This window comes from Streptomyces litchfieldiae, assembly GCF_031845365.1.
GTDB lineage: Bacteria > Actinomycetota > Actinomycetes > Streptomycetales > Streptomycetaceae > Streptomyces > Streptomyces litchfieldiae.
The window spans coordinates 1-24,477 of the sequence record NZ_JAVREL010000039.1; the positions used below are offsets into that span (position 1 = coordinate 1).

20 protein-coding genes and 1 pseudogene are annotated in these 24,477 nt (G+C 70.7%); 8 read left to right on the forward strand and 13 right to left on the reverse strand.

Translation table 11 applies throughout. The annotated features are described in order from the left end of the window. The 6 genes from RM590_RS34770 to RM590_RS34795 form a co-directional block, all read left to right on the forward strand. The coding region (locus tag RM590_RS34770) for a hypothetical protein (protein ID WP_311708811.1) at positions 1 to 224 on the forward strand (224 nt) is incomplete at its 5' end. Next, on the forward strand, positions 221 to 1,639 hold the full coding sequence (eccD, locus tag RM590_RS34775; protein WP_311708812.1) for a type VII secretion integral membrane protein EccD: 1,419 nt from the start codon (positions 221 to 223) through the stop codon (positions 1,637 to 1,639). The genes RM590_RS34770 and eccD, both read left to right, overlap by 4 nt. Before the next feature lie 5 nt (positions 1,640 to 1,644). Continuing rightward, complete coding sequence (locus RM590_RS34780; RefSeq protein WP_311708828.1) at positions 1,645 to 3,045, forward strand: S8 family serine peptidase; 1,401 nt, start codon at positions 1,645 to 1,647, stop codon at positions 3,043 to 3,045. Positions 3,046 to 3,048: 3 nt separating this feature from the next. Continuing rightward, positions 3,049 to 4,485, forward strand: a complete 1,437-nt coding sequence (eccB, locus tag RM590_RS34785) for a type VII secretion protein EccB (protein WP_311708813.1) — start codon at positions 3,049 to 3,051, stop codon at positions 4,483 to 4,485. Next, on the forward strand, positions 4,482 to 5,636 hold the full coding sequence (locus tag RM590_RS34790; protein WP_311708814.1) for a type VII secretion protein EccE: 1,155 nt from the start codon (positions 4,482 to 4,484) through the stop codon (positions 5,634 to 5,636). Before eccB ends, RM590_RS34790 begins: the two co-directional genes overlap by 4 nt. Beyond that, positions 5,633 to 6,310, forward strand: a complete 678-nt coding sequence (locus tag RM590_RS34795; protein WP_311708815.1) for a hypothetical protein — start codon at positions 5,633 to 5,635, stop codon at positions 6,308 to 6,310. The genes RM590_RS34790 and RM590_RS34795 overlap by 4 nt, the downstream gene beginning before the upstream one ends. Here the strand turns inward: RM590_RS34795 and RM590_RS34800 are convergent. The 3 genes from RM590_RS34800 to RM590_RS34810 form a co-directional block, all read right to left on the reverse strand. Beyond that, positions 6,300 to 9,128, reverse strand: a complete 2,829-nt coding sequence (locus RM590_RS34800; RefSeq protein WP_311708816.1) for a glycosyl hydrolase family 95 catalytic domain-containing protein — start codon at positions 9,126 to 9,128, stop codon at positions 6,300 to 6,302. The genes RM590_RS34795 and RM590_RS34800 overlap by 11 nt on opposite strands. 83 nt (positions 9,129 to 9,211) lie before the next feature. Beyond that, positions 9,212 to 10,534: a poly(ethylene terephthalate) hydrolase family protein gene (locus tag RM590_RS34805; protein ID WP_311708817.1), complete on the reverse strand. Its 1,323-nt coding sequence runs from the start codon at positions 10,532 to 10,534 to the stop codon at positions 9,212 to 9,214. A gap of 790 nt (positions 10,535 to 11,324) precedes the next feature. Beyond that, on the reverse strand, positions 11,325 to 12,365 hold the full coding sequence (locus RM590_RS34810) for a LacI family DNA-binding transcriptional regulator (protein ID WP_311708818.1): 1,041 nt from the start codon (positions 12,363 to 12,365) through the stop codon (positions 11,325 to 11,327). 571 nt (positions 12,366 to 12,936) lie between these two features. Here RM590_RS34810 and RM590_RS34815 point away from each other — a divergent pair. Continuing rightward, entirely contained in the window at positions 12,937 to 14,364 is a 1,428-nt protein-coding gene (locus tag RM590_RS34815; protein WP_311708819.1) for a serine hydrolase domain-containing protein, read from the forward strand. Positions 14,365 to 14,699: 335 nt separating this feature from the next. Here the strand turns inward: RM590_RS34815 and RM590_RS34820 are convergent, their stop codons facing one another. The 8 genes from RM590_RS34820 to RM590_RS34850 all read right to left on the reverse strand — a co-directional run bounded on the left by RM590_RS34820 (position 14,700) and on the right by RM590_RS34850 (position 21,676). Beyond that, positions 14,700 to 16,121, reverse strand: coding sequence for an RICIN domain-containing protein (locus RM590_RS34820; RefSeq protein ID WP_311708820.1), 1,422 nt, complete (start codon positions 16,119 to 16,121; stop codon positions 14,700 to 14,702). A gap of 186 nt (positions 16,122 to 16,307) precedes the next feature. Next, positions 16,308 to 17,618, reverse strand: coding sequence for an RICIN domain-containing protein (locus RM590_RS34825; RefSeq protein WP_311708821.1), 1,311 nt, complete (start codon positions 17,616 to 17,618; stop codon positions 16,308 to 16,310). Between the two features lie 70 nt (positions 17,619 to 17,688). Beyond that, positions 17,689 to 18,114, reverse strand: coding sequence for a hypothetical protein (locus RM590_RS34830; protein ID WP_311708822.1), 426 nt, complete (start codon positions 18,112 to 18,114; stop codon positions 17,689 to 17,691). 796 nt (positions 18,115 to 18,910) lie between these two features. Further along, on the reverse strand, positions 18,911 to 19,591 hold the full coding sequence (locus tag RM590_RS34835) for a recombinase family protein (protein ID WP_449657256.1): 681 nt from the start codon (positions 19,589 to 19,591) through the stop codon (positions 18,911 to 18,913). Continuing rightward, a complete protein-coding gene (locus RM590_RS36265; RefSeq protein WP_449657255.1) occupies positions 19,492 to 19,911 on the reverse strand; it encodes a zinc finger domain-containing protein in 420 nt (139 codons plus the stop codon). Before RM590_RS36265 ends, RM590_RS34835 begins: the two co-directional genes overlap by 100 nt. 392 nt (positions 19,912 to 20,303) lie before the next feature. After that, entirely contained in the window at positions 20,304 to 20,675 is a 372-nt protein-coding gene (locus tag RM590_RS34840) for a DoxX family protein (protein WP_311708824.1), read from the reverse strand. Between the two features lie 83 nt (positions 20,676 to 20,758). Further along, positions 20,759 to 21,433: an SDR family NAD(P)-dependent oxidoreductase gene (locus RM590_RS34845; protein WP_311708825.1), complete on the reverse strand. Its 675-nt coding sequence runs from the start codon at positions 21,431 to 21,433 to the stop codon at positions 20,759 to 20,761. 45 nt (positions 21,434 to 21,478) lie between these two features. Next, positions 21,479 to 21,676 carry a hypothetical protein gene (locus RM590_RS34850; RefSeq protein ID WP_311708826.1) on the reverse strand — a complete coding sequence of 66 codons (198 nt, stop codon included), beginning with the start codon at positions 21,674 to 21,676 and terminating at the stop codon, positions 21,479 to 21,481. A gap of 142 nt (positions 21,677 to 21,818) precedes the next feature. On the opposite strand from RM590_RS34850, the gene RM590_RS34855 reads away from it, so the two are divergent. Continuing rightward, positions 21,819 to 22,517 carry a TetR/AcrR family transcriptional regulator gene (locus RM590_RS34855; protein WP_311708827.1) on the forward strand — a complete coding sequence of 233 codons (699 nt, stop codon included), beginning with the start codon at positions 21,819 to 21,821 and terminating at the stop codon, positions 22,515 to 22,517. Positions 22,518 to 22,798: 281 nt separating this feature from the next. Here the strand turns inward: RM590_RS34855 and RM590_RS34860 are convergent. Together RM590_RS34860 and RM590_RS34865 are read right to left on the reverse strand one after the other, a co-directional pair. Continuing rightward, positions 22,799 to 23,546, reverse strand: a pseudogene (locus RM590_RS34860) (Tn3 family transposase); the annotation flags it as partial. Positions 23,547 to 23,548: 2 nt separating this feature from the next. Then, a complete protein-coding gene (locus RM590_RS34865; protein WP_311708829.1) occupies positions 23,549 to 24,193 on the reverse strand; it encodes a site-specific integrase in 645 nt (214 codons plus the stop codon). Positions 24,194 to 24,477: the final 284 nt, after the last annotated feature.

Sequence of the window (24,477 nt, forward strand, 5' to 3'; positions counted from 1 at the left end):
CCGTCGTCGAACCCGTCCTCGGCCGCCTCAAAGAGCTCAACACGCCCGCCGTGCTGCTGAGCATCCCCAAGGACGAGATGCCCATCTGGGGCATCAAGCCCGCACAGCGCAAGAAAGGCCGCGGACTGCTCCTGCACCGCAGGCTCGGGAACGTTCCGGTGCAGCTCATCCGCGCCGACTCGCCTCTGACCACCCACGATCACCCCACGGGGAACCACCCATGAGCGCCAGCCTCACCCACCAGCCACCGGCGTCGGCGGGCGCGACGTTCGTCCGCGTCGGCATCGCCGGACCCACCGGCCGCGCCGACCTCGCCGTCCCCACCGCGGTCCCGCTGATCCGGCTGATGCCGGCCCTGCTGCGGCACGCCGGCCAGGAGCCCGGTCCCGACGGCGGGGTGCGGCACGGCGGCTGGGTGCTGCGCCGCGCCGACGGCACCCGGCTCGACACCGTGTCCACACTCGCCGCCCAGGACGTTCGTGAGGGCGATCTGCTGTTCATCGGCCATGGCACGGACGACACCACGCCACCGCTCTACGACGACATCGCGGAGGTGATCGGCCGGGACGGCGTGCGCGTCCCCTGGCCCACCGCCGCCACCCGCTGGGTCACCGGCTCGCTGGCCACCCTGGCCATGCTCACCGCCTGCGCCGCCCTCGACGCGGCGCCGGGCCGGCTGCCGGGCTGGCTCGGCCTCGCCACGGCTCTGTTCGCCCTCGCCGTGGGCGTCCTGATGTCCCGCGCCTTCGCCGACTCGCGCGCCGGCGCGTTCGCCGCCGTGCTGGCCGCGCCGCCGGCGATGCTCGGCGCGGTCCGGCTGCTCGGCGGCGGGACCGGGATCCTCGGCGGCTCCACGGCCGGGCAACTGCTCCTCGCCTGTGGGGTGCTGGCCGTCGTCGGTGCCGTCGGCCCGCTGCTGATCGGCGGCGGCGACGGCACCTTCGCGACGCTGGTTGTCACCGGGCCGCTGGCTGCGACCGGCGCGCTGGTGTGTGCGCTCTGGGATGTTCACCCGGCGCGCGCGGCGGCGATCACGGCACCGCTCGCGCTGGCGCTCACCACGCTCTGGCCCACGGTCGCCCTGCGCCTGGCCCGCATCCCCGCACCTCATGTGGCCGCCACGGTCGAGGAGTTGGAGGAGCTACCCAGCCAGCTCGAACACGATCGGCTGCGGGCCCGGATCGCCGTTGCCCGGCGGCTGCTGCTCGGGATGCAGGTCGGCAGCCATCTCGTGGCCGGCGGCGGCGCGTTGGTGCTCTTCGGATCGACCCGGCTGTGGCCGGGCGTGCTGGGCACGGTCCTGGTGCTGCTGATGCTGACCCGCGCCCGCCTGTTCAAGGACACGGCCCAGGTCGCCATCCCCCTGGCCACCGCCCTGCTCGCGGTGGCCGGCGCCGCGGCCGCGTTCGTCGACGACCGCTTCGGCGAGACGGTCCCGACGCTGGGCGTGGCCCTGCCCATCGCGCTGCTGACCGCCCTGGTGACCGGCACGATCGGCCTCTTCGCCGGTCGCACCCGGCTGAACCCGCGGGTCTCCCGCGCGATCGACGTGCTGGAAACGACGCTCCTGCTGTCCGTCGTTCCGCTCTGCCTCGCCGTGTGGGAGGTCTACTCCGCACTGCTCGACCTGAGGGCGTGAGGCGGATGAACACGGCGGAGCGGAAGCGGGCGCGCCGCACGGACGGTTGGCGGCCAACGGCGCGGGCGGCGTTCCGCGCGGCCACCGTCCTGGCCGTCGTCGCGGTCTCCCTGACGGTGCCCGGGCTCGCGCAGCCGGCCTCGGCCGCGGCGTGCCGCACCCAGGTCACCGGCGAGGACCTGGCGGAGAACGCCGGGCCCTACCGGCTCATCGACCTGCTCGGGCTGCGCCAGGCATGGGACCTGTCCACCGGCGAGGACGTCCTCGTGGGCGTCGTCGACTCCGGTGTCGACGCCGGCCACCCCGACCTGGCCGGCGACGCGGTCATCAGGGGCAGCGAGTTCACCGTGGTGCCCACCGAACGGCAGGCCCGGCGCACCACACCGGCGCCCCGGCAGGACTGCTCCGGCCACGGCACGGCCGTGGCCGGGCTGATCGCGGCCCGCCGTTCGGCGGGGGACCGGATGACCGGGGTCGCCCCCGCCGCCACCATCTACCCGGTGCGCCTGGACGGCGCCGTCGAACAGTTGCCGCCCGAGACCATCGCGGCCGCCATCGACGACGCCGTCGCCGCGGGCGTCGACGTGCTCAACCTCTCCTTCGGCCGCCCGGTCGACGACCGGCCGGTCCGGGAGGCGGTGGCCAACGCGCTGGCCAACGACGTCGTCGTCATCGCCGCCGCCGGCAACGAGGGCAACGGCGGCCCCGTGGGCGGCCTGATGTACCCCGCCGCCTACGACGGCGTGCTCGCCGTCGGCGCGGTCACCGACGACGGACAGCCCATGGAGTCGTCCAACACCGGCGAGTGGATCGACCTCGCCGCCTACGGCGACAACCTGACCGTGGCCGCGCCGGAGGGCTCCGGCTATCGCACCGTGGCGGGCAACAGCTTCGCCGCCGCCCAGGTCTCGGGCGCGGCCGCGCTGGTCCGTTCCCGCTTCCCCGGCCTCCCGGCCCAGGACGTGGCCCGGCGGCTGACGGAGTCCGCCTCACCGGTCGGCGGGGGCCGCAACGACATGACCGGCGCAGGCATCGTCGACCCCTTCGGGGCCCTCACCCACCTCGGACCGAGCGAAGCCGACGGCCCGGACGCCGAGGCCGGCGCGGCAACGCGCGGCGGCGGCATCCCCGTTCAGGCCGTGCCGCGCGACGAGCCCCTGGTCGGCACCGCCACCGCCACGGCCCTGGCCTGGAGCGGCGCGCTGATGCTCGCCGTCGCGCTCAGCATGCTCGGCGCGCCCGCCGTGCGCCGGGCCGCCGGACGCCGCTGGCGCGCCGGGCCCGGCCCCGAGGACACCTCGGCGGCACCCGCCGCGCCCCGGCCCGCCGACCCGAGCCTGCGCTGGCTCCACGGCGACGACGCCCCCGCCCCGACGACCTCGCCTCTCACCAGGAACGGGAACTGACCGATGGCCACGACACGCGAACAGGCGGACGCCTACGCCTACGAGAACCGCCGGAGAACCACCAGCCTCTTCCGTGGCGCGGACGAGGCCATCCTCGACCCGCGCCGCCGGCTGAACCGCGCGCTGGCCGGCGGAACGGCCATCGCCGTCCTGATCATGGCCGGCTTCGGCATCGCCGGCTGGCTGGGCGGCGGCCGGGGCCCCGCGCTGCCGACGGCCGGCGCCGTCGTCGTCGGGGGCGACGGCGACAGTTACGTCGTCAGCGACGGCACCGTGCACCCGGCGCTCAACCTCAGCTCCGCGCTGCTGGTCGGCGGCGGCACGATCACCAAGGTCCGGCAGGCCACTCTCGACGCGGCGCCGCGCGGGCTGCCCGTGGGCATCCCCGGCGCCCCCGACGCCCTGCCGAGCACGAATCAACTCCTCGACGGGGAATGGACGTTGTGCGTCACGCCCACGGAGACCGGCGGCCGGCCGACCGAGACCGTCATGTACGTCTCCGTGCCCGGGGTGGCACCCGGCGCGGGCGCGACGGGCGCCACCGTGCTGGCCCGGACGGACGACGGCGGGCTGTGGCTGCTCACCGAGGGCCGCCGTTACTCCCTGACGGAGGCCGTCCGCGACCTGCTCGGCCTCCAGCGCGTGGACCCCGTCGAGCTGCCGCGGGAGATCGTCGCCACCGTGCCCGAGGGGCCGGAGATCGCCCTTCCCCGGCCCGGCGACGCCGAACGGGAGCCGCGCGTCGACCTGCCGTTCCCCGCCGAGGTCGGCGACCTGGCCCACACCGGGACCGGCGGCACCAATCCGCAGTACTACCTGGTGCGCCCGGACGGCCTGGTGCCCGTCTCCCCACTGGTGCACGCGCTGCTGGGGGCCACGGCCGCGGCGGACCACGAACTCGGCGGCCCCCAGGGGGCCGCGGCCCCCCGCTCCCAGGAGCCCGCGCCGGGCGACGAGGCGTGGCCCGACGCCCTGCCCGAGGCGGCGGAACCAGGTCGCGACCAGCCGGTGTGCGTGAGCACCCCGCCCGGCAGCCAGCCCGGCGACGCGCCCTGGCAGGCCACCGTCCACCTGCCGGACACGATGCCGGAGCCGGCCGGACTCGCGCCCGTCAGGTCCGCGAACGGCGACCGGCTCGGCCTGCTCGACGCCGTCTACCTGCCGACCGGCGCCGGCGCGGTCGTCCTGGCCACCACCTCCGGGGGCGCCGGGGGCACCCACACGCTGATCACCGACGCCGGGGTCGCCTACCGGTTCGCCTCACCCGAGGCCGTTCAACGGCTTCGCTACGTGCCCGAGGACGCGCCCTCGATGCCGCGCGCCTTCGTGGACCTGCTGCCCCGGGGGCCGGTCCTCGACCCACGGGCCGCGGCCCAGGAACAGCACGCCCCGACGGCGGACGAGGAAGCCGACGGCGATGAGGAAGAGGTGGCGCCGTGAACGTGAGAACCGCGTGGACGCGCTTCGGCCGGGCCCGGCTGGTCGCGGTGGAGAGCGGCCTCGGCGCTCTCGTCGCCGGACTCGCGCTGAGCGGCGGCGGGGGCCACGCCCTGGCCGCCGCCGGAGCCGTCGTCATCGCCGGAGCGCTGCTGCGGTGCCGTGGCGCCTTCGCCGACCGGCGGCTGCTCGACCGGCTGCGGCGCGACGCCCTCGCCCCGGCGGCCACCTCGGCGCCCGCACCCGGGGCGGACGACCTCGGACTGGCGCACACGCTGCTCCCCGTGCTCGATGTCACCGAGGTCGCCCACCGCAACGTCCCCGCCGACGCGCCCGGCCTCGGGGTCCTGTCCGACGGGCGCGGCTGCGCGGCGGTGCTGGCGTTCCCCGGCGGCACGCTGCCCGACCTGCCCGCCGCCATCGTTCGCGAGTGGCTGGACACGGACCCGGCGCGGCCGGCCGCCGCGCAGCTCGTGTTCGAGCAATTCGGCCTGCCGCCCCGGGATCTCCTCCACCGGTACCAGCCCGCCGTGGCCTACCGCCAGTTGCCCGGCGGCCCGCGGCCGGTCGCCGTGCGCTCCTGGCTGGTGCTGCGCTACGAGCCGTTCGGCGCCCCGGAGGCCGCCGAGCGGCGCGGCGGCGGCATGGCCGGCGCGCGGGCGGCCGTGGCCGCCGCCACCGCGCGCATCCGCGCCCGGCTCGCGTCGGCCGGTGCGCCCACCACCCCGCTGAGCGCCGCAGAACTGCGCGCCCTGCTCCGGCAGATCGGCGACGCGGCCGGCGAGGGGCGGGCGCTGCCGACCAGTTGGGCGGGCATCGCCGCCACCCACTGCTCGGTCGCCGTACCGGTCGCCTCGCCGGCCGAGTGGTCGCGGCTGCTCAGCGGCCTGGCCGGGTGCGCCGCGGAACGAGTCGTCGTCGCCGCCACCCTCACCAAGGAGGGACCGGCGCTGCGGGTGCTGACCGCGGTGCGCGTGGTCAGCGTGATGGCCCAGCACGCGGCGGCCGAGCGCGAGCGGCTGCTGCGGGCCGGAATCCTCCGCGAAACGCCGACCGACCAGCGTGCCGGACTCCTGGCCACCCTGCCGGTCGCCCACCCCTTCCGCTCACTGGTCGAGACGATCGGTGCCGGCTCCCCGGGAGCACCACGATGAACCACCGTCACCACCCCGAACTGCCCACCGCCACCTGGCGGGACGCCGGCGGGCCCCCCTTCCGGCTCACTCCGGCCCACGCCGGTGTCCTGCTGGGCACCAACCGCGCCGGCCGGGCCGTCACGCTCCCCGCCGGCCCGGCGCCGACCCGTATCGCGGTGCTGGGGGAGTCGCTGTTCGGCCGGCTGTTCGGCCTCCGGATGCTGGCCGTCGGCGCCCGGGTCACCGCGGCCACCCGGGTGCCCGACGAGTGGCAGGGCATCGCGCGGGTGGCGGGCGACCGGCTGACGGTCGCCGACAGCGCGGCGGGCTGGCCCACCCGTCCGCCCGCGCCGCCCACCGGGGAGGGCGGCCCGCAGGCTCTCGTCTGCGACCTGCGCCGGCCGCCCCCCGCCATCCTGGCGAGCGGCGCCTGGCGCACGGTCCTGCACGTCACCCGGGACGCGCCGAGCCGCTCGTTCTTCTGGTCGGCACCCGACGCGCTGCTCGCCCTGGACGCCCGGTTCGCCGACGCGGCCGGCCGCGTCCTCGGCACGGAAGCGGCCCGCCTCACCGCCGCGCTGACCCCAGGCGAGATCATCCTCTTCCGCCCCTCGGGCACCGAGATCCTGCGCCCGGACATCTCACCGGCCGAGACGGCGCTGCTGACCCCGGGCCTGGCGGTCACCCGGTGATCAGGTCGAACGATTCCCAGATGCCGATCGCGGTGCGGTTGGCGATGAGCGGGTCGGCTCCGGCGTTCTCCGCGCAGACATACTGACTATTGGCCTGGGCGCGCAGACTGACGGTGCCGTCGGCGTTGTTCACGCGCTGGAAGGTCTCCCAGATGCCGATCGCGGTGCGGTTGGCGATGAGCGGGTCGGCTCCGGCGTTCTCCGCGCAGACATACTGGCCGTTCGCGTGGGCGCGCAATGCGACGGCGCCCCCGCCGAGGTCGATCAGGTCGAAGCGCTCCCCGGCGCCGATCGTCGTGCGGTTGGCGGTCAGGGGAGAGGAACCGTTGGTTCCGGCGCTCACGTACTGGTTGTTGGCCCGCGAACGGAGACCGACAACCGGAGCGGGGAGCGGGGACATCTGGTACGCGGTTCCGGCGGCGGCGTCGAAGGAGATCAGAGTGGGCTCCACCCGCTGCACGGACACCGCTTGGCCACCCGCCGACACGTTGACCGGGAGGCTGGTGCGGATCCGGACGGTGCCGCTGTGCCGAGGGCGCAGGGTGGCCTGGGTGATCACCCCATGGGCCCAGGTGATGTCGACGGTGTGGCCCCCTCTGGCCACGAGACCGGTGACCTGGCCATCGGGGAGTTCGGGGGGCAGCGCGGGCAGCAACTGCACTTCGCCGGCGTGGGATTGCAGCAGCCATTCGGCGATGCCGGCGGTGGCGCCGAAGTTTCCGTCGATCTGGAAGGGAGGGTGCAGGCAGAACAGGTTCGGAGCAGTGCGGTCCGGTGTCAGTTGGTCGCGCAGCAGCTTGTAGGAGCGGCGGCCGTCCTCCAGCCGCGCCCAGAAGTTGATCTTCCAAGCCAGGGACCAGCCGGTGCCGGCATCGCCGCGCCGTTCCAGGGTGGTGCGGGCGGCCTGAGCCAGCGACGGGGTGCCGCGGACCGTGATCTGGTTGCCGGGGTGCAGGCCGTACAGGTGTGAGACGTGCCGGTGAGTCTGTTCGGGGGCGCCGGCGTCCCAGTCCGCCTGCCACTCCTGGATCTGTCCTTGGGCGCCGACCTTGATGGGGGCCAGGCGGCCGCGCAGTGCCACCACCCGGCTGCGGAACTCCGCGTCGGTGCCCAGCAGCGTTGAGGCGTCGGCGACCGCCTGGAAGAGATCGCGGAGGATCTGCATGTCCATGGTCGGGCCGGCGCAGACCGAGACCCCCGCGTGGTGCGGATTCTCGGGGGAGTTGGACGGACAGGTGACCATATAGCCGGTGCCCGGATCCTGGACGAGGGTGTCGACGAAGAATTGTGCGGCCCCCTTGAGGACCGGGTAGCGCCGCCGCAGCGCCTCCAGGTCACCGGTGAAGCGGTAGTGCTCCCAGATGTGCAGCGCCATCCAGGCGCCACCGGTCTGCCACATGCCCCACAGCGCGCCGTCGACCGGTGCCGTGCCGCGCCATCCGTCCGTGTTGTGGTGGGCGACCCATCCGCCCGCGCCGTACTGAAGCCGGGCGGTTCGCGCCCCGGTGACGGACAGGTCGTCCAGCAGGCGCAGGACCGGTTCCAGCATCTCCACGAGGTTGGTGGGGCCGGCGGGCCAGTAGTTCATCTCGGTGTTGATGTTGATGGTGTACTTCGAACTCCACGGTGGGCGGAGCGCGTCGTTCCAGATGCCCTGGAGGTTGGTCGGCTGGCTGCCGGGCCGTGAGGAGGAGATCAGCAGGTACCGGCCGAACTGGAAGAGGAGCGTGATCAGTTGTGGGTCATTGTCGGCCGCGAAGCCGGAGACCCGCTGGTCGGTGGGCAGACTGGTCGCCGAGGTGGTGCCCAGGTCCAGGCTGGTCCGGCCGAAGTACTGCTGGTGGTCGGCCACATGGCGGGATCGCAACTCGTCGTAGGGCCGGTCGGCGGCGGCGCTCAGCGGGGTGAGCGCGCGGCTGTTCTGGTCGGCGTTCAGGTCCGCGTAGGAGTTGTAGTTGGTGCCGATCGACACCAGCAGGGTCACCGCGTCGGCGTTGCTGACGTTCAGGGTGCCGTTCGAACTGCTCACCGAGCCGCCGGTGGCGCGCACGGTCGCCAGCGCGCGGAACCGCACCCGGCCCGTGAGTCCGCTCACACTCTCCCCGGACCCGTCCAGCGCGATGGTCAGCGGGTCGGGCGAGTGACGGGAACTGGACTGAGGGCTGTCGAACGCCGCCGAGAACGAGATGCGCCCCGTGGTGCTTGCGGTCAGCCTGACCACGATCACCTGGTCGGCTCCGCTGGCGAAGACCTCCCTGGTGTGGGTCACACCGTCGCGGGTGTAGCGGGTGAGGGCGACGGCGGTGGTCAGGTCGAGCTCGCGGTGGTAGCCGGTGGCCGTTCCGCCGGAGGGGAAGTTCAGCCGCAGGTTGCCCACCGTCTGGTACGGCATCTGGCCCAGTGGCGTGCCCATGAAGGTGCTGTCGATCAGCGATTGGGCACCGCCCCAGTCATTGCTGAACACTCGGCGTCTGATCTCCGGCAGGTTGGCCAGGCCGCCCGAGTTCGCCGGGTCGTAGGGCGCACCGCCCCAGACGGTGTCCTCGTTGAGCTGGAGCTGTTCGCTCTGCACACCGCCGAAGACCATGGCGCCGAGCCTGCCGTTGCCGATCGGCAGCGCGCGGAGCCATTCGCTCGCCGCGCTCGTATACCACAGGCGCAGTGGCCCCACGTCCAGGGGCCGGTCGGCCCCGGCGGCGGCGCCGGCCGGAGAGGCCGCGTGCGCGGTCGTGGCGGACGCGGCCCCGGTGAGGGCACCGGCGGCCACGCCCGCGGCGGAGAGGGCCAGGAAATGTCTGCGATGTGTTTCGGGAGACATGGCGTACTCCTGTGCCGGGGCGCCGCCGCAGGGTGGCGCCGTCGTGGTCGGTGGCTGTCCTGCGCGCTCTGCCGCGCGGCCGGTCAGCCGTTGATCAGGTCGAACGACTGCGCGGGGCCGACGGAGGTGCCGTTGGCGATGAGGGGGTTGGTCCCGGCGCTGACGTACATGTTGTTGGCCTGCGCGCGGAGGCTGATGGTGCCGTCGGCGTTGTTGACGCGCTGGAAGGTCTCCCAGACTCCGACGGCGGTGCGGTTGGCGACGAGCGCGCTGGCTCCGGCGTTCTCGGCGCAGACGTACTGGCCGTTGACGCGGGCGCGCAGTGCGACGGCGCCGCCGCCGAGGTCGATCAGGTCGAATCGTTCCCAGTCACCGATGGCGGTGCGGTTGGCGATGAGCGGGTCGGCTCCGGCGTTCTCGGCGCAGACGTACTGGTTGTTGGCCCGGGCGCGGAGACTGACCACCGACCCCGGGGGGAGGGGGGTGAGGACGGATTCCCAGGTCGTGGTGGTGGTGCCGGTGGTGGCGTCGGCGGGGAGGCGGTCGCGGGCAGCGGTGTCGGCGTAGAGGCTCCAGCGCATCCAGTCCAGGTAGGTGGCGATGGTCTGGGTGTGGTTGTAGCCGCTCCAGATGTACTGGTCGTGGCCCGTGCCGCGGTGAGTGAGGAACGCCTTGGGCGCGGGGAGTTCGCTGTAGGCCTGGCGGGCGGAGGAGTACTGGGTGAGGGTGTCCTGGTCGCCGTGGACGAACAGGACGTTGGCCGAGACTGCGCTGCTGGGGTTGCCCATGTCCACGCAGGCGAAGGGGACGGCGGCGGCGATGCGGCTGTCGGGCCAGGCGGTGAGCAGGCCGTGGGTGGTCATGCCGCCCAGCGAGTGGCCGGCGACACCGACGCCGACGGTGGTGTCGAGGTGTCCGGCGAGCGGGTCGCCGGCCGTCGTGTTGAGGGCGAGGGTGTTGGTGATGACCTGGGAGACGTCCATGGACTGGTTGCCGTTGTAGACGTCCTGGATGTTGCCCGGGGTGCCGGAGGAGGTGGTGGGGAAGACGGGAGCGGGGACGACGAAGCCGGCTTCGGCCAGGGGGCGGATGAGTGGGGCGTAGCTCTCCGGATTGCCACCGAGGCCGTGGCTGAACTCGCAGATGGGGAAGACGCCGCTCGCCACGGGGGCGTTGACGACCGGGTTGCCGCCCGGGGTGCCGGTGGCGGGGTAGAAGATCCGGGTGGTCAGCCGACGGCTGCCGCGGCTCCATGCGTACTCCCGTACCCCGATCGCGAAACGCTGGGTCGGCGCGGCTGCCGGGGACAACGGGGATGCCGTCGCCGCGGTGGCGCCGAAGGTGTGGACGGCGGCCACGGCTCCGGCCACGCCAAGTCCCAGGAAAGTGCGTCTGTTCGTGGTCACGTTGTGCTCCTTGTCGGATGGTGCGGGCGGAGGTGGGAGGTCCCGGGACGGCAGGTCGGCCAGGCGCGCGGAAGACGGCGATCAGCGGGGGTGTACCGGCGAAGACGGTGGCTGGTGGACCACGGTGCGGGGCTCAGCGGCGTTCGGGGCGGGCTCTTGACTGACGCTGAGACCGAAGTGAGCAATCGTCCCCGGGACGTCCCGCCGTCCCGCTCAACGATTGTTCGAAATTTCGTTCAATGTTCGCTGGTCAGAACGGAGAATAGAATCGGCTGCATTGGGTGTCAATCGCCGCATGTGGCGTCTTGCGGCCACAATCTCGCGCCGTTTTGGGGTGCTGTTCGGAAGGGTCATGCTTAAGTGAGCGCTGCGGGCAGCGAAATGCCAACGAAATCAATACAGGAGTCGGCGGTGAGGAGGCCGCTGCCGGTTTGCGGCTTCTCCTGCCGCCGATACTTCCGAAAATCAACGAAACCGCGCGTCCCGCTCGTTGTCCGGAACTGTTTATCGGGCGGGCGGGAGGGGCTGGGCGCGGGAGAACACCGCGCGGTCCCGGGCGAGGGACCGCTGACGGCAAGGAATCAAGAAAATAAGGCACTTGCCCATCTATGTCAGCACCTGGCGGGCACGCGGGCCCGCGACGTGCGCACCGGCCGGCCGAGCGGGCAGCAGATGCAGGCCATGCCGGGCACCGAGTTCGGCGGCATGAACGCCGTGCCGGCGCTCACCGTTGCCCAACCGTTCGACTACAGCGCGGTGTTCGACCCGCTGGCCGCCAACGAGAACCGGCTCAACGGGCCGGTGGCGCCGTGCTGCCACGGACGATCAGTTCCGTGGCCAGTTCGACGCGGCTCCTGGCCAGAGCCTTGCCGCTGGCCAGGGAAACCACCATGGCTGTGGCAGCGGCGGCCATCTCTGTCAGGGGCTGGCGCACCGTGGTGAGCGGCGGAACGGTCCATCCCGACGGGAAGAAGTCGTCGAAGCCGACGACACTCAGATCGTCCGGAACGCGCAGCCCCGCCTCCGCCGCCGCCTGGTACACCCCCAGCGCCTCACCGTCGTTGCAGGCGAAGACAGCCGTCGGCGGGTCGGGCAGCCGCAGCAGCTCGCGCGTATGGTTCACGCCGTCCTCCACCTGGAAGTCGCCGACCCGAATCAGTTCAGGGGCCACCGGAACCCCGGCGCTCCTCAGCGCGGCCCGATAGCCCTCCAGCCGGGTACGGCTGGACAGCGCGTACTCCGGACCCGTGATGATGGCGATGCGCCGATGCCCGAGCTCCAGGAGATGCCGTGTGGCCGCCAGCCCGCCGGCCCGGTTGCTCGCGCCGACCGAAGGGGCGTGGCGGGCGGTCTTGCCGGTGGGGTCGACCAGGACCAGGGGAATGCCGCGTGCGCGCAGTTGGCGGGATTGGGTCTCGGTGAGGTCGGAGAACACGGCGATGACGCCGGTCGGGCGACGCATCAGAACGTCCTCGAACCAGCCGCCCGCCGGGGTGTGGCCACCCTGCAACTCGGACAGCACGACGGCCAGCCGATGCTCACGTGCCACTCGGTGAACACCGCTGAGCACCGCGGTCGGATAAGGCCCCGCCAGTTCGTGGAAGACCACCTCGAGCGGCGTGGTCGGGCTGGTGATCTTCTTGCGGCGACGGTACCCGTACCGGCTGATGATGTCCTCGACCACGGCTCGGGTCCTCGGGCCGACGTCCGGACGACCGTTGAGCACTTTGGAGACCGTCGCGGGCGATACTCCCGCCATCTCTGCTATCTGAGTGACCGTCAGTTCTCTCCCGGCGTCTTTCCCAGCGGCGGTCCCGTGGGAGGTCGTCACGCGTCGTATCCGGCGTCGTTCCCGGTGCCCTCAATTTCTCGGATGATCCGAGGGTCCTTGCCTGCGATCCCAAGAATCATGAGGTCGTTTCCCCTGTCCGCGGAAGCGAAGCGTGAATTCCTTCGGCCTGGCGTTCGGCATCTCGCATGCAGTCCAGCACCTCGGACGGCAACCTAAGTTCGAAGAGGGTGGGGTGTCAATGTTCCGCGCAGGCCGAGAAGCGAGTGGCTCCTCTGTCGTGGGGTGGATGTGGCCCGCCGCCGAACGTCCGGGCCGAATCGGTCCTGGTGGCGTTGGACGACGCGAAGCGCACGGCCGGTGAACTCGACGATGCCTACTGCCTGCACGGCCGCGTGAGCACCGGCCGAAGTGTGCGAACACGCCAACGTCGAAGACCCCGCATGCTCCTGCGCTGCGCCCTCGACCACATCCCCCTTCCCCGTCAACGGCCAGGGCGACTGGACCCACGTGTTCGACGGGATATTCGACCTACGACACGGTCGGAGGGCCGGATGCCGTCGCCCATGGGGCTGCTGGAGGGGCGGGGCGTTGGAGCTGTTAGAAAGTCGGAATGTCTTCTCAGCGCACCCTACTTCCGCGTTCGGCACCGGCCGCCTCGGGGATATCGTCCCGTTCAATCGCCGCGCTGCTGGACCGGCTCGAAGCGCGATCCGTCGAGTGTCACTCGATCATGGTCGTACACCACGGTCACGTCGTCGCCGAAGGCTGGTGGGCGCCGTACTCGGCCGACCGTCCGCACCTTCTCTACTCGCTGACCAAGTCGTTCACGTCGATCGCCGTAGGGCTCGCGATCGGTGACGGGCTGCTCTCGCTGGACGATCGAGTGGTGGACGTGTTGCCCGACCACGTCCCGGCCGACGTCTCGGAGCAGGGACGCCGCATCACCGTTCACCACCTGCTGTCCATGACGGCCGGGCACCCCACGGACAGCCTCGCCGAGGCATGGGAGCTGGAGCCCGGCGACTTGGTGAAGGGTTTCCTGCGCTTGCCGTTTGCCACAGCGGAGGGGAAGCGGCACACCTACGACAACTCAACCACTTTCATCCTGGCCCGGATGGTCGAACGGGTCACGGGCCGCGGTCTCCCGGAGTTCCTCGACGAGCGCCTCTTCCGGCCCATGGGCATCGACCACGCCGAGTGGGACCGGGTGGCGAACGGCGCCGCGTTCGGATTCCACGGACTGCACCTCACGACCGAGCCCGTCGCCGCCTTCGGTGAACTGCTGCTGCGTGGAGGCATCTGGGGCGACCAGCAGCTCGTCCCGCGCGATTGGGTGGAGCTCGCGACGAGACGGCACATCGACTGCGTGCCGTTCGAGGACGGATCGACCGACGCCGACTTCTCCCGCGGCTACGGCTACCAGTTCTGGATGTCGCGTCACGGGTACCACGGTCATGGTGCCTTCGGCCAGCAGTGCGTGGTGGTGCCGTCGCACGATCTCGTGATCGCCGTGACCGCCCAAGGAGATGCTCAGGCCGTGTTCGACGCCATGTGGGAGTGCCTGCTGCCCGGCGTGGGCCAGGGGGGAAGCGCCCGGGACGACGAGATCCTAGCCGATCGGCTGCGGCGGCTGTCGCTGCCGCCGGTGCCGGGTTCGGCCGGCCGGGAGCGTTCGGTCAGCGCGAAACTTGACGCCTCCGCTGAGGATTCGGCTCTGCCCGACGGAACGACGGTGGTCGTCGCGCCCACCGACGGCGGATGGCTCGTGCGATTCGAGTCGCTCCTCGACATCGAAGTCGGCCACGGCGAATGGCGGGAAAGCTCCCCGCTCGGCCGGCCCGTCGCCGCGGCCGGAGCCTGGCAGGGCAGCATGTTCGTGGCCGATCTTTACGTCATCACCACCCCGCACCGGGTTCGGCTGGTCGTCGACGCCGACGCGGGGACCGCGGTGGCGACATGGAGCACCGTGCCCCTGACCGGCCCCCGCTTGGAACTGCATGTCCGGTCGCCGCTGATGACGCGACCTGACGTCGCGTAGGAGATGTCCGGTCGGTCGCCACGGCCTTCCAATGGATGTCACGGCCATGGACAGCCCTGAATCTCACCCCTTCGTGTGGCCGTCGCTTGGTGCGTCGGTTCAGCGGTAACGCGGGGAGTTGAGCTCGATCGCCGGGCAGATCGGCGATATTACCCCAGGTCACCGGGCGCGTCATCCGGCAGGTGCGCGCCCCGCTCGCCTCCGTCGCGGTCGATCTCGCCCGCGGACGAACGCGTCACGCGCACCTTCCACGTCTACGCCGAGCACTTCGCCTTCACCGGGCTCGACGGCGACCTCCTCGTACCGCGGATCCGCGGTTCATGTCGGGACGACCGTCAGACGGCCGTGCGCGACCACTGCTGGTTGGCGCCGGTGTTGCACGTGTACTGCTTGAGGATCGCGCCGTCCGCGGTCGAGGAGGAGGGGACGTCCACGCATTTGCCGCTGTGGCGTGCCCGGAGTTGGAAGTAGCTGCCATTGGCGACCATCTGGAACTGCTGGTTGGTGCCGGTGCCGCAGGTGTACTGGATGAGCTCGGCGCCGTCGGCGGTGGAGGCGCTCACCACGTCGAGGCATTTGCCGCTGTGGAGGCTGATGATGCGCCAGTAGCCGTTGCCGGCGTCCTCGAAGTGCCACTGCTGCCACGCGTTGCCGCCGTAGGTGTACTGGCCGACTCGAGCGCCGTTGTCGGTGTTGGGTTGTTGGACGTCCATGGCCTTGCCGCTGTGGCGCACGGTGATCCGGTACGCCTGGGGGGCAGGTGTGGAGCCGTCGCCCCAGGCGTACCGGATCCGGTCGGCGCCCGAGGCGTTGCGGATGGTCAGGTTGAGGTCGGTGCCGCTGCCGCTCAGGGCGTACATCGAATAGTGGTCGTAGTCCAGGTCCCCGGTCCGCTTGCCGCCGAGAGCGGGCCAGTAGGTGCCGCCCATCTGGTTGTCGCGCATGACCTGGGCCATGGCGCGGATGTGGCGCACGAAGTTGTCGGTGCTGTTCGCGTCGCCGTAGTTGAGGCCGGTGGACATCGGCGCGCCGAACTCGGTCGCGACCGCGCGGGAGGAGCAGTTGCCCAGCCGCGTCTGGATGTGGCTGCGGAAGGCGTCGTAGGTCATCGGGCTGTAGAAGAAGGCGTAGTGGTGGAAGGACAGCAGCGTGGAGTTGAAGCGGCTGTCGTTGCAGATGTCGCGAAGATCCTGGCTGTAGCCGGTGCCGCCGATGAGTACCCGGCTCGGCACTGCCGAGGTGTGGTAGCTGAGCCAGTTCGCCGCGACGTTGCGCCACTCCGCCGACGTGTAGCCGTGCGGCTCGTTCATCGGCTCGAAGTAGACGTTGCCGTTCGAGCCGTAGGTGTTGGTCACGCTGGACCACATGGTGTTCCACGCGGCGAGGTCAGTGATTCTGCCGCCGGAGGCGGCGCCGTCCTCCCAGTAGGCGAGGATGACTTTGAATCCGCGATCGGTGGCGGCGTCGATGGCGCCGCGGTAGGCGTTCCACCAGGTGGTGTTGGCCACGGTGTGGGTGTTGATGGGCAGCCGGACGGTGTTGACGCCCATGCTGGCGGCCATGTCGTCGTAGAGGGCGTTGGCCTTGGCCCGCACTGTCGCGTTGCTGTCGGACTGGCTCAGGCCGTGCAGAACGAGCGGGCCGGTGCTGAAGTTGTCACCCAGCACCGCCCAGTTCATGCCTCGGAACTGGCTGGTGGCGGCGCTGGCCGGCGGCGCGGACACGACAAAACTTGCCGCTGCGATGAACGCGGTCACGGCGAGGGCGATCAGCCTCCGGCGCAATGATCGAGTGCTTCGTGGCGGTGCTGGCGAGTAACCATCAGACGCGGAGATCAGTCTCATGAGGTTGCCCCATCACTGGATCGAAGTTTCAGCGGCCCGTGGGCCGGTGCCGGGCGCCTGGGCGGGGACCGTCGCGGGCGCTCGGCCTGCCGGTCGTGCTCAGACCTGGGTGCGGCTCCACTGCTGGTTGGTGCCGCTGCCGCAGGTGTACTGCTGGATGTCGGTGCCGTCGCCGGTGCCGGAGCCGACAACGTCGAGGCACTTGCCGCTGTGCCGTGCGACGATCCGGAAGTGGCTTCCGGTGGCCTGCCACTGCCATTGCTGGTTGGTGCCGCTGCCGCAGGTGTACTGGATGATGTTGGCCCCGTCGGCGGTGGAGCTGTTCGCCACGTCCAGGCACTTGCCGCTGTTCTGGTTGACGATGCGGAAGTAGCCGTCGCCGGTGTCCTGGAACACCCACTCCTGGTTGCCGCCGCCGTTCCATGTCCACTGCTTGACCTCGGCGTTGTTCGCGGCGGAGGCCGACATGACGTCCATCACCTTGCCGCTGTTGCGGTTGGTCACGCGGTAGGCCGGTACCGAGCCGGGCACGTCGGCCACTGGCAGGATCGTGCCGTGGCGGCAACCAGGGCACGTGATCTGGCTCAGCCCCGACCAGGAGTCCAGGTCCGAGCTGGTTGCCGTCCAGATGCCGCCGTTGGTGTACTTGTCGATCCAAATGCGCCAGGAGCCGTCGCCCATCCGCAACACGGCCGGTCCCTCGTAGCCCGAGCTCCACAACTGACCCTGGTTGGTCCACCCGCTGGTGAGGCTCGTGCTGGTCCAGTGCTCGATGTACTTGGACGTCTCGTTCTTGGTGAAGGCGTGGTAGGTGCTACCCGACTTCACTACATAGGTGTCGATGTAGTTGTAGCCGAGGCCGGCCATCTGCACCGGTCCGCTCCAGGAGGTCAGCGAACTGTTCTGGGCGGTGAAGACGTAGGGACGGAAGCAGTTGGAACACGTCGTCTGGGAGATGCTCACGATGACTCGAACGGTGCCGTTCTCGACGTAGAACTCGGGCGCCCATGTGAATCGTGTGTTGGCCACGCCGGAGTTGACGCTGGCCACGTGCGTCCAGTTGACCAGGTCGGGGCTGGAGGCGATGTTGAAGTGCGTCGAGTTCGTGGTCCACGACTGGACGGTGTGGGCGATGTAGTAGAGCCCGTTGTGCTGGGTGACGCTGGGGTCGCGCAGCACGCCGGACGGGCCGCGGTAGTTGGTGTCCGCCAGTACGCTGAAGTTCGTGCCGTTGGCCGATGAGTAGACCCAGAGCTCCTGGTCGGCGGCGGTGTCCCCCTTGAACGTGGTGTAGACGTAGCCGGGGGCGGCTTGTGCGGGCGATGCGGCAGTCACCGCGGTGCCGGCGGCAGTGAGCACCATGAGGCTGAGTCGGGCCAGCCAGCGCCTGGCCTTAACGCATCTGATCACGGAAGACCTCCTGGTGGGGGACGCGTCGGCGAAAGTCGGCCTGGGACGAGGCGATCCTGTGTGGTTTCGGTCAAGCTGTTGTGCGGCTGCGGCGAGCGCTGGAAATCGCACTGATCCAGGACCGCCGGGCGACATCAGGCGAGAAGGCGGCGCGTCGTCCGTCGGGGGAGACGGCATCGTCGCCGGCGGTGGTCGTCCTGCTGGGCCGTGTGGTTTTGACCAGCGCTTCCAGCGGAATGCGGCCCGCCGTGCCGGTGGTATCCGGCACGTGTTGTTGACCCGTTCGGTTGCGCCTGCCGAAGTCATTCGTCGCGGCTTGGTCGCGCCAGCGATCGTGGTGAGCGCTGTGTTTGCTGCCCGCCCGGTTGACGCCCTCGAACTGGCTGGTGGCCGCGATCGCCTGCGGTGCGATCGCGGAGAGCGGGCCGGCCCCACGCCGGGCCGACCGCCGCGCGGCACGAACGAGGCGTCCGCTGCGGTGGGACGAAGAGTTCATCGTCGATCTCCTCGTAGGGGACTACAGGGAGGGCGTTGGGCCCGCGGGCAGGAGACGGGATGGTTCGATGACCCGGTCGTGTCCGAGGGGCGATAGTGGGGAGTTGCGTGCGGCGCTGTTCACGGGAGGGAGGCAGGTGCGTAGCCAGTCGCGGCGCAGGGCATGGTAGTGGACGAGCCTTGAGCGAAACCGCTCATGATTGTCCAAACATGTTGAGAATCGGTGACATTCTGTGACCTGTGCTGAAGCCTGTCAAGAGGCCGGTGCAACCCGCTTGTTGCTCCCTGTCCGCAGGAGCGCGCCACCGATCGCCGTTTGGTGCGGTACGCAGGGAAGTCGGATCGCTGAAGTGGGTAAGGGGTATCGCCGAGGTGAGCCCAAAAGGGGCCATGGGATGATCTTGCTCCGTGACTGTTGAGCAGAATTCTTTTTGCGCGGTAGCCGACTGGCCCGCTTCCTTGAGCGTCGGCGGACGCTCGTCGCAGCCGAGGGCCGCGGCGGTTGTCGTGGGAGGAGGCAGCGGAACGGGCCGCTGAAGATCTGTGCGGCGTGGACCGGCGAGACCGGCCGCCAGCCCGTCGGAGTCAGAGGCTGTCCCGGGAGGAGGCCGCCGAACGCGCCGCCGACTGCTTGGAAGGCCGGTAGGTCAAGCCCTTGGTCGGCGCAGCGTAAGTCTGTGGTGGCGCAACCTACCCGCCCGCGGGTGCGTTGGAGAAACGACACTCCTCAGGCCCCCTCGCCGGAACTCGTGTGGTGACGGCCCCTTGATCCCGCCCGGCGTCAGGGGCCGTCGTCGTTACCCCATCGCTACGGTCTCGGCTCCGGTGGGGGGTTCGGAAACCGATCCGCCGGCTTGGAGGGCGGCGAAGTCAGCGTGGGCCTGCTCGACGGCCTCGGGGTACGCTTCGCGCTTGGCGTGCTCGGCGAGCGCCCGGTAGATGCTGGCGACGGAGGGGTTCTGGCCCTTGCGCTTGCCGGTGGGGATGATCAGATCCGGCTGGATCTCCTCGACGGACTCGCCGAGCGCCCGGCGACGCAGCACGGTGTGCAGCATGTCCTCGGTGATGACCGGCGGCCGTCCGCCGTGCTTGCCCTTGCGGGCCGCGGTGTCGAGCCCCTCCAACGTCGACTCCCGGATGTGCTCCCGCTCGGTCTCCGCCATCGCCGCGAAGAACGCGAACAGCAGCCTCCCCGGCCCGGTGGGGTCGTAGATGCCAGGAAGGGGCCCGGCGAGCATCTCCAGGACCAGGCCGTGGGCGGTGAGGTGGTCGGCGAGCGCGGTGAGCTCGGCGGCGTCGCGCCCGAGCCGCTTCATCTCGTACACGGTGAAGATCACCCGGCAGTGCGGGGCGTGCGTCTTGACCTCCCGCGCCGTCCTCACCGCCTCTTCGAAACGAGGGCGGACGCGCACCCGGGTGCTGATCTTCTCGCTGAAGATTTTGTCCCTCGGGATGCCGTGCTTGCTGAGCGCGTCCAGCTGGGAGTCGAGTTCCTGCCCGAGCGTCGAGCACCGCGCGTAGCCGATGCGGATGTCTGCGCTCGGCAGATCCGGGTCGATCGGCGCCGGCGGCGGGGTGCCGGGCCGCCACGGCCGGCCCGGGCCGCGGTCGGCACCCGCAGCGCCTTCTTCAGCCGGGGCACCATGGTGAAGCGGCGGGTGTGGTAGGCGGAGGCGACCGCGCCGCCGCGCGAGCGGCAGAGCGAGCCGGGCTGGGCGTCGCACTTCGGACAGGCGTGCTGTTCGACGTCGTCCGCGTCCGACCGGTCGGCCGGGGAGGGCTGCTGAGGGTCCGTCATGGGCCCGGATTTTTCGCACAATGCAAGTCTCAAAAGGGAGTCCGTCCCGCTTGTGAGCGAGAACGGGTTCTGCGAACGAATCAGGGGTCGGCGGGGGCCCGGCGGCCCATTATTGATCTTGCTCGCTCAAAGGGCCGTTTGTGAGAGGCTCCTTGCGCGGCTCGGGCGGTACGGTGCAGCGACAGCTCAAGAACGGCGTCGCCTTCGCACCGCGTCACCGAGTGCTGCGGTTTCAGAAGATGCTCTCGGCCTGCTAGGTCTGCTCGCGGGTCTGCAACGTGGTGCGTGTGGGACAGGACGCGTGGGTCGGGGTCGGTTCCGGGCGACAGGATTGAGCAGCGGCCCGGCTGGCGCGGTCGCGGGCCGGGCCGCTGTGAGGGGAAGGAGCCGGGTCAGAAGGAGTAGGGCCCGAACCGGCCCCACATGATGACCGCGGCGACGATGAGCAGGATCGCGTTGAACCCGATTGCCTGCGGTTCCTTGCGGCGGGCGTGGAGTCCCATGGCCAGGACCATGATCACAGCCAGGCCGGTGGCGGCAAGCGGGGTGAGCACGGTGGCGATGTCGAAGGCACCCGGCAGGATCATCCCCAGGCCGCCGGCGAATTCGGCGACGCCGATCAGACGCACCACGGGTGTGGGGACGTCACTGACCCAGGGCAGCTGGGATATGAGCTTGTCCCGGGGCTGGGTGGCCTTCAGGACGCCCGCGGCCACGAACATCGCGGCCAGGACGCCTTGCAGGATCCACAGGAACACGTTCATCGGAGCGGGAACCTTCTTCTTCGGTGGCGCCGGGGCGGAGAACGCCGCGGCGGATCAGGATTGGGCGGAGGGAGCCCGGGGCGTCAGACGGGGAAGACGCGCTCGGCTTCGTCGCGTTGGGTGTGCAGGTCCCAGTAGAGCGGGGCGATGTCCTCGGCCTCGGCGGTCGGGACTCCGGGAGGGCCGCCCGCGCCGATCCACGCGCCGATGGCGACGTGCGCGGCCTGGATACCGGTGCCGGCCAGCTCCTTGTGCAGGTTGAGCACCCAGTTGCGCAGCGCCGCCTGGGCGGGGTTGACGTTGCCGAGCCTCGGGATGGGATCGATCGAGCCGGCGCCGTTGGTGAAGAGCAGGGTGCCCGCGCCGGCCTCACGCATCGCGGGCAGGACGGCCTGGGTGGCGGTGATGGCGCTGTAGAGCAGGAAGTCGAACCATCCCTGCACATCGGAGGGGCCGGTCTGGGACGGGGAGGTGAGGTTCACGGAGCCGATGGCCGGAGCGGGGGAGTGCTCCAGGACGTCGATGCCGCCGAACCGGCTGGCGGCGTCCTTGAGGGCCTGGGTCAGCGCGTCGTGGTCGAGCACGTCCGCCGGGAACGCGGCGGCGCTGATGCCCTCGGCGGTGAGCTGGGCGACGAGGTCGTCGAGCTTGGCGCGGTTGCGGGCGATGAGGGCGACGTCGTAGCCGCGGGAGCCGAAGGTGCGGGCGATGGCGAGGCCCATTCCGGGGCCGGCTCCGACGATGGCGATGCTGGGCATGGTTGCTGTCCTTTGCGGGGTGGGTCTTGGGGGTACGGCGGGGGGTCAGGCGACGGTGATGGCGATCTTGCCGAGGGTGCCGCCGCCGAACGCGGCGAAGGCCTCGGGGGCGCGCTCCAGGTCGAACCCATTCACCGAGGTCGCAGCCACCTTCACCAGCACTTCGCCGGCCTGCGGGCGGGGCGCTTCGGCTTCGGTCACCTCCGGGGTGCCGGGCACCTGCGCCAGTGTCACAGCACGCATGATCATCAACTCCTTGGCATGAGTAATCACTTGAATCGGAAGGGGCTATCCGATTCGTGATCCGGAAAGGGCTATCCAGATCACGTCATCCACGGTAACACCAAAATTGGATAGGCCATTCCAGTTAGGTAGGCTCAGTGCCATGGACCCTCGCGCCCGATCCAGCAGTGCCCCTGCCGCCCAGCCCCTGCGCAGCGATGCCGAGCGCAACCGCGCGAGGATCATCGCTACCGCGCGCACCGTGTTCGGGCGTGACGGCCTGCATGCCTCCATGGCGTCCGTGGCCCGCGAGGCGGGGGTGGGCATCGCCACGCTGTTCCGCCGGTTCCCGACCAAGGAGGAACTGGTCGCCGCGGTCTTCGCCGACCGTATGGACGCCTACGTCGACGCGGTCGGCGTCGCCCTCGACGACCCCGATCCCTGGCACGGTCTCGCGGGGTTCATCGAAACCGTCTGCGCGATGCAGGCCGCCGACTACGGCTTCGCCGACGTGCTGACCATGACTTTCCCCACGGCCAAGGCTCTGGAGAAGCGCCGGGACCAGGCCTACGACGGCGTCGTGCAGCTCATCGGCCGCGCCAAGGCCGCAGGACGTCTGCGCGAGGACTTCACCCCCGAAGACCTGGTGCTGGTGCACATGGCCAATGCGGGCGTGGTCAACGCCACCGGCGACGCCGCGCCCGATGCCTGGAAACGCGTCGTCGCTCTGATGCTCCAGTCCTTCGAGGCCCCCGCCCGCGGCCCCCTGCCCGACCCGCCCGAGCCCCGCGCCCTCTACAAGGCCATGCTGCGTGCCAGCCAGGAGTGCTCCGCCTCGCCGGAACCAGTGAGGAAGGATTGAGGGGCCACGTTGTCACCGGCCTCTTCAACGCCAGGACCTGCGGGGGCTGTACGCGCTATGGGCAGCGGCGAACGTGACCGCGGCTGAACCGGATCAGGCCCGCTCAGACCCCCGAGGACCTGCAGCGCCCGCGCAAGGGCGGAGTCGTCGGCCACATCATCGCCACGTATGACCACTGGGCCCGGCCCGACTGCCTACGGATACGGTGGCCCGCGAAGGCCTGCCGTGGCATGCGCGTCAGCGACCGCGGATGACACACGCGCAGCCTGGGAAAGCCCACGTCAGTCCAGGGCCCCGTCGTCCTCGTCCAGCTCGGGCGCATCCGGGTCGCGCAGCGGGCGCAGGTCCCAGCCCGGGCTGCTGGCCTTGATGTTGAACAGGTAGCGGCCCAGGAAGTTGAATGTGCCGGTCCTTGAGCGGGAAGAGGCGGGCGACGTCCTCGTCCTTGATGTCGTGGCCCTCGGCGCGGAGTTGGGCGACGGCGGCATCCAGGTAGCGGGTGTTCCACAGGACGACGGCGTTGAGGACCAGGCCGAGCGCGGCGAGCTGGTCCTCAACGCCGTCGCGGTACGCCTGGCGGATCTGGCCCCGGCCGCCGTGGCAGATCGCACGGGCCAGGCGGTGGCGGGACTCCTGCACGGTGAGCTGCCGGTTCATCAGCCGCCGGTAGGTGTCGTCGACCGGGTCGACCGCGGCGAGCAGGTGCATGGTCTTGTCGATCTGGCCGTACTCGGCGAACGCGGCCCCCAGCGGGGTGGGGTGGCCCTCGCGGCCGAACATCCGCAGCAGGTCGTAGGCGCTGACCTGGTTGGTGATGAGCGACCCGGCGACGCGGAGCATGTCCTCCCAGTGGGTCTCGATCTTCTTCAGGTTGATCTTGTTGCAGGCCACCGCGTCCAGCAGCCCGTACCCCGACGGTTCGTCTCCGTCGGGCAGGTCGGCCCGCCAGAACCGCTGGTCGTTCAGGTCGCGGAAGCGCGGGGCGAAGCGGAAGCCGAGCATCTTGTACAGGCCGAACGCCATGTCGGAGTTTATGTGGACGGGTCAAGGTGGCTGTCCTCCATCGTGTCGGTCGTGTCTTCGATGGGCTGGCCGAGGTCGGTCAGCAGCTTCTCGATGCGGTCGGCGGTGCAGGTGTGGCGTTCGACTTCCCGGGCCCAGCCGTGGTCGGCGGCGTCGGCTGCCAGGGCGTGCTCGACGTTCCGTCTCGCCCGCAGCCGGGACGCGTAGGCGGGGGTGGTGACGAACTTCGCGCAGGTCAGGTAGAGGTCGCACTCGCAGGGGCCTTCGGCGGGGAGCCGCAGGCAGTGGCCGAGTTCGAGTTCGGTCTTGAAGAAGTTCGTCTTCAGCCAGTCGACGGCTTCCTCGGGCAGGGCTCCGGACTTCAGTTCTTCGGCGGCGGGGCCGGCGATGTTGGCGCCGGGTTCGAGGACGGCCTTGTAGTCGCGCAGGACTTCCTGGTCGCTGATCTGGGCGTAGACCAGGGCCATGTTCACGCTGGAGTGCCCGAGGACCTTCATGATCGTGTGGAGCTTGGCGCCACGCTCGGCGAGCTGAGTGCCCACGGTGTGGCGGAAGCGGTGAGCGGTGACCGTGCCGCGTCCGGTGCCGCCTCGTCCGCCGGGGCGGACCAGGCCGACGGCCTTGCAGGCGGACTGGATCGGCGTCTCGAACAGGTAGGGGTTCCATACTGGTGAGCTCGCCTATTCAACCCTGGGTATTCAGCGGAACTGGGCGACCTGACGCCCCGATAGCAGAAAGGCGCCGTTGACCTGCAATGCCGGTGACTTAGCGTGTTTGCGCAGGTCGTTGGGGGTTACAGAGTGGGCGTCCGTAGGCGGCCCGGCCTGTAGCGTCCTGGTTCGGGTGGCTTTCCGGTGAAAGGGTCCGCACGGCAACGGAGTTCCCCGTAGGCAGGAGATCGACCAAGATCCTTCTGCCGTATGAGGAACTCCGTTGG